This window comes from Synechococcus sp. R6-7 (assembly GCF_047461695.1).
Lineage (GTDB): Bacteria > Cyanobacteriota > Cyanobacteriia > Thermostichales > Thermostichaceae > Thermostichus.
Genome location: NZ_JANSHS010000078.1, coordinates 1 through 5,344, shown reverse-complemented (window position 1 = coordinate 5,344; position 5,344 = coordinate 1). Strand labels below are relative to the sequence as shown.

The following is a 5,344-nucleotide window of genomic DNA, read 5'->3' as shown; positions in this document are numbered from 1 at the left end:
GCCAGCGGGACGGAGTCCTTGAAAAGCCCTATAGCCTGCTGCACTCAGAGTTTTAGGTGTGGGTGCAGTGCCCTAGTTTAATTGAAATGACCATACTGGCAATACAGGGATCCCTGAAAATAGACAGGATGGCGGGGAGGGCTAGTCATGATTGAGGCGGGGGCAAGCGTCTTGAGGCGGATGTTGGGGGTCTACGGCAGCTCTAAGATGGGCGTTCTGCTGCTGTTGGGGTTTTCTTCGGGTTTGCCGCTGCTGCTGATCAACACCACCTTGAATGCTTGGCTGACCCAAGCGGGCTTGACCACCATTGCCATCGGCTTGTTTAACCTGCTCAATTTGCCCTACTCCTTTAAGTTCTTGTGGTCGCCTGTTCTGGATCGATTTCTGTTGCCGGCACCGGGATCCCTGCGGGGCAGTCGGCGGCGGGGGTGGATGGCCCTGACCCAAGTGCTGTTGCTGCTCAGCATAGGGCTACTGGGTTTTCAGGATCCGACCCAAACCTGGCTGGAAGCTCTGGGATGGGAAGAGCTGGCCCAGACTTGGCCGGGAATCACGGTTTTCACCCGCCCGATCTTTCTGGTGGGGTTGCTGGTGGCTTTTTTGAGCGCCTCTCAGGACATCGCGGTGGATGCCTACCGTACCGATATCTTGGCGGAGCGGGAGATGGGGGCAGGGGTAGCGATTTTTGTATTCGGCTACCGCATCGCGCTGCTGGTCAGCAGTGGCGTGAGCTTGATCTTGGCGGACTATTTGCCCTGGTGGCAGGTGTACGGGATCATGGCGCTGCTGATGTTGATCGGGTTGATTACCTCGTTTTTGGCCCCTGAGCCGGAAAACAGCGCCCTCAAGCCTACCTCTTTGCGGTCGGCCATCATCGAGCCGTTTCAATCTTTTTGGCGGCACCGCTTGGCCTGGGCGATCCTGCTGTTTGTGGTCTGCTTCAAGTTGCCGGATAGCTTGGCAGGGCAAATGACCCCCACATTTTTGTTGCAGACGGGGTTTAGCACCAGCGATCTGGGCATTATCCGCAGTTGGATAGGCTTGTTGGCCACCTTGGCTGGGGCTTTTGTGGGGGGGGAGTGGGTCAGCCGCATCGGCACCTACCGCTGTCTGTTCATTTTCGCAGCCTTGCAAGGGATCGGCAATTTGGGCCTGGGAGCGATTGGGTTGGTGGGGCAAAACTATCCGCTGCTGCTGGGGGCAACCATTTTCGACAACATGGCCGGGGGCATGGGCACGGCTGCTTTTCTGGCTTTTTTGATGAGCCTTTGCGATCGGCAATTTAGTGCCACCCAGTATGCTTTGCTCACCAGTGTATTTGCCGTGGGGGGAACCTTGGCCGGGGCTGTGTCGGGCTATTTGGCGGCTGCGGTCAATTGGCCTTTGTTTTATTTGATTACAGCGATGACAGCTGCTCCGGCGATGGTGATCCTGCTGTGGCTCGGCCCCCCTTCATCGACTGCAACCCCGGCCACAACCGCATCTGAACCGTAACTGCCCCACCGCAAATCCGGTTCTAATAGCCTTGCCTTGAACGCAACGGGGATGGTTGCCTACAGCGCAGCCCCGATTTTGGCCGCCAGATCCACCAGCCGCGCCGCATAGCCGTACTCGTTGTCATACCAGGAGAGCACCTTCACCGTGCGATCCCCTAAGGTCAGGGTGGATCCCAAATCCACAATGGAAGAGTGGGGATCCCCGACAATATCCGCCGATACGATCTCTGGCGGAGCAATGGCCAGGATGCCGCGCAGCGGGCCTTCTGCAGCCTCGATAAAGGCTTGGTTGACTGCTTCTTTGGTGATGGGCTGCTCAGTACGCACCACAAAGTCCACAATCGAGCCGGTCAAGGTGGGCACCCGCAGCGCCAGGCCATCCATCTTCCCTCTCAGGGCGGGCAAAACCTCGGCCACTGCCGTGGCGGCCCCGGTGGTGGAAGGCACGATCGACACTGCTGCTGAGCGGCCCCGCCGATAATCTTTGGGATCCGGGCGATCCACAATTGCCTGAGTGGCGGTATAGGCATGGCAAGTGGTGAGAAAGCCGGTCTCGATGCCGAAGCGATCCAACAAAACCTTGGCCAGCGGCGCCAAGCAATTGGTGGTGCAGGAAGCATTGGAGATGATGTGATGCCGCTCTGGGTCGTATTGGTCATCGTTGACCCCCATCACCACCGTCAAGTCGGGGCCTTTGGCAGGAGCAGAGATGATCACCTTTTTGGCCCCGGCCTCCAGGTGTTTGGCGGCCCCGTCTCGTTTGGTGAACAAGCCGGTCGATTCCACCACCAGGTCAACCCCCAGATCTTTCCAGGGCAGTTGTGCCGGATCCCGCTCTGCCAAAACTCGGACTTTCAGGTGGCTGCCGATTTGCAGATGCCCGTCCACCGCGCTCACGGTTTGGGGAAGGCGCCCATAGGCCGAGTCGAACTGGAGCAGATAGGCCAAGTTGTCGGGTTCGGTCAGGTCATTGACTGCTACCACCTCCAGCTCCCGAGCTGGCTGAGACAGCAGCACCCGCAAGAAGGCCCGCCCAATGCGACCAAATCCGTTGATGGCTACCCGTGTGGTCATCGCAATCCTCCGGTATCAGTTTATACGATGGATCAGGGGACGCGGCATGGGAGACGCTGCCCCCCTAGGGATAGGGTAAAAGAAGAACGGGATCCCCATCGCTTTTGCACCCAAGATCTCCAGATTTGCCACTGGGACTCACCCAAGAAGTTGCCGGCAGAAGGGAAAAGTAGGAATGAAGGTATTGCTGACCAACGATGACGGCATCGAGGCTGCCGGGCTGGCCAACCTCAAGTTGGCCCTCAGCGCCCTCATCCCGGAAGAACACTGTTGGATTGTGGCCCCCCACCAGCAGATTTCCGGCTGCAGCCACCAGGTGACGACGGGGCGACCTTTTCGGGCCTTGGCCCGCGGCGAGCGCACCTTTGCCGTCGAGGGATCCCCTGCCGACTGTGTGCGGGTGGCCCTATTCAAGCTGGCCCCAGCGGTGGATTGGGTGCTTTCCGGTATCAACGAGGGGGGAAACCTCGGATCGGATGTGTACCTGTCGGGAACGGTGGCGGCGGTACGGGAAGCGGCGATGCGGGGGATCCCGGGAATTGCCATTTCCCAATACCGAGCAGGGGGCCAACCCATCGACTGGGAGCAGGCCCAGCGGTGGACGCGGGAAATCTTGGCGGAGCTGATGGAACAACCCCTGCCCAGGGGGGCGTTTTGGAATGTGAACCTGCCTCACTTGCCCGCCGGATCCCCTCTGCCGGAGCGGGTCTATTGTCCCCTCTGCACCCAACCCCTGCCGCTCGATTATGCGGTGGAAGCCGAGGGAAATGGGGCAGAGTCGCTGTGGTTTCGCTATCAGGGCCGCTATGCGGAGCGCGCTCGGGATCCCCAAACCGATACCGACATCTGCTTCTCCGGTCGGGTGGCCATCACCCAAGTGCAACTGGCCAAGGACTCCGTCCCGCTAACGCGACCAGGCGTTTCCGCTGGGGGGGGTAGAAGCCAGGTTGCGGGCAATGGTTCTCAGCCGTTGCAGCCGTAGCGCCGTCAGGATATCGGTGGGATCCAGCTTCAGAACCTGTTCTATGGCATCTGCCAGGTGTTGAGCGGCCTCCTGTCGGGTGTAGCCGCGAAACTGAGCACGGCGCAGGGCAAATTCATCGGCGTCGAAATGGGCGCTCTCCCGGTTCAGGTTTTGCCAGATCTGCCGGACGGAGAGAGCCGTAATGCCACCTGCCAACAGAGCGGAAAAAGGGTGCTGCAAAGAGAGCTCCGCCACGGTGGTGATGCCCCCGAACAAGGCCAGCGACTGGTAAAACCCCGGCTGCAGCCAGTTGCGATTGCCCAGCCAGCCCACCTCCCGCAGAAACAACAGATCCCGCTGTGGCTGAGGGATCCCTTGCCAACGGCGAAAATCGATGGCGATGGTGCCCTGGGGCTGCCAAGGGGCTTTGCGGCGGGAGATGAGCAGGGCTTCACCCCCGAAGTGGGGAACGACGCTGATCAAGGGTCGGAAGGAAGCGGGGAGCAGATCCCGCAACCGTTCGGTTTCTTCTTTTTCAAAGGATTTGAAATCTGGGCGGCTGTTCATGGCCTCACCTGTTAGGGGCATTGAGGCGGGGAGCCCGCCTGAACACGGGCGCTGTTCCGGCCCCCGACACCACAGCCCTGTGTAGAACCAATGCGAGGTTAGTCTATCGCATCTCCAGGCTGGCCGTGGAACTCTGGCCGTGGAACTCTATAGGTGGAACCCTGTAGGTTTCAAAGATCCCAATCCTAGGTTGCGTAGACTGGGAAGGCGAGCCTACCCGTCTTACCTACTCGTCTTAAATCCGAGACCATGACCTTCCCAGCTCAGCCAGAACCCCAAGTGCTCCGTACTGCTGACGGGAATGAGCAGAGTATCAACAGCCCCCTTTACACCTACGCCTTCTTCCCGCAGCCAGCTCCAGAACTTTTGCCCTTCATCCGGCAAACCGAGGGGATCCATCGGTCGGTGCAGGTGTTCTCCCCGGCAGGCAGCCGAATTGCCGCTGCTGTGGAGCCGATGCCGGATCCGGAGTCGCTGCAAGTCTCGGATGAGGTGTTGGTGCGTTCTGCCCTGCGCCACGACCAGGTGATCTGCCGGCTGTTCGCCCAGATGCCGGTGCTGCCCCTGCGCTTTGGCACCTGCTTTCTCTCAGCAGAAAGGCTGGGATCCCATCTGCTGTCCCGGCAGACGGAGTACGAACAAGCCCTCGCAGCCATTGGGGGGCGGGCCGAGTACTGTCTCAAAGGAAGGGTTCAACCTCAGCCCCAACCGGAGCCACAGCCCTCCCTAAGCGGGACGGCCTATCTGTTGGCCCGCAAGCAAGCCTATCTCCAGCAACGACAGGCCCAAGAGCAGCAAGAGCAGGAGCAGCAAGCCCTACAGCAGCTTTGGCCTTCCACCTGGCCTGTGCAAAGTGGGGATCCCCAACCGGGAGAGGCCTTGCGGCTCTACTTTTTGCTCACTCCTGCCGAGTGGGAAGCCGCCCTTCAGCTCACCCAAACCTGGCTGGCTCAGCACCCCCATTGGCAACTGGATTGGAGCGCCCCTTTGCCCCCCTATCACTTTGTCCGTGCCTTGCGGGATTCTCTGGCGGACAAGTGTATAGATCCCAACTAAGGACGCCGTCCCGCTAGCGCGAACAAAGTGCTCTGCATGCGGATCATGGTCGCGTTAGCAGAGCGTGGATCCAAGCGTGATAATGGTGAGGGGATCCCGTCCGCTTCCTGTTTGCATTGGCGAGGCGGAGCCCTCACAGGGCAAAGGACTCCGTCCCGCTAACGGGAGCAGCAGGCAAAAGGAAGAG

General features: G+C 60.0%; 5 protein-coding genes. 3 read left to right on the top strand and 2 right to left on the bottom strand.

Going from position 1 to position 5,344, the window contains the following annotated elements:
• Window positions 1-147 precede the first annotated feature (147 nt).
• Window positions 148-1,494 carry an AmpG family muropeptide MFS transporter gene (locus tag NW815_RS02915; RefSeq protein WP_414415687.1) on the top strand — a complete coding sequence of 449 codons (1,347 nt, stop codon included), beginning with the start codon at window positions 148-150 and terminating at the stop codon, window positions 1,492-1,494.
• Between the two features lie 59 nt (window positions 1,495-1,553).
• On the opposite strand, the gene gap is transcribed toward NW815_RS02915, so the two are convergent.
• Complete coding sequence (gap, locus tag NW815_RS02910) at window positions 1,554-2,570, bottom strand: type I glyceraldehyde-3-phosphate dehydrogenase (protein WP_414388425.1); 1,017 nt, start codon at window positions 2,568-2,570, stop codon at window positions 1,554-1,556.
• Window positions 2,571-2,745: 175 nt separating this feature from the next.
• Here gap and surE point away from each other — a divergent pair, with 175 nt between their 5' ends.
• On the top strand, window positions 2,746-3,552 hold the full coding sequence (gene surE, locus NW815_RS02905) for a 5'/3'-nucleotidase SurE (protein WP_414349679.1): 807 nt from the start codon (window positions 2,746-2,748) through the stop codon (window positions 3,550-3,552).
• Here the strand turns inward: surE and NW815_RS02900 are convergent.
• Window positions 3,475-4,101: a DUF3318 domain-containing protein gene (locus tag NW815_RS02900; protein WP_414349678.1), complete on the bottom strand. Its 627-nt coding sequence runs from the start codon at window positions 4,099-4,101 to the stop codon at window positions 3,475-3,477. The two genes, surE and NW815_RS02900, sit on opposite strands and share 78 nt — an antisense overlap.
• A 249-nt stretch (window positions 4,102-4,350) precedes the next feature.
• Between NW815_RS02900 and NW815_RS02895 the strand changes: the two genes are divergently transcribed.
• A complete protein-coding gene (locus tag NW815_RS02895) occupies window positions 4,351-5,157 on the top strand; it encodes a GvpL/GvpF family gas vesicle protein (protein WP_414388423.1) in 807 nt (268 codons plus the stop codon).
• Window positions 5,158-5,344: the final 187 nt, after the last annotated feature.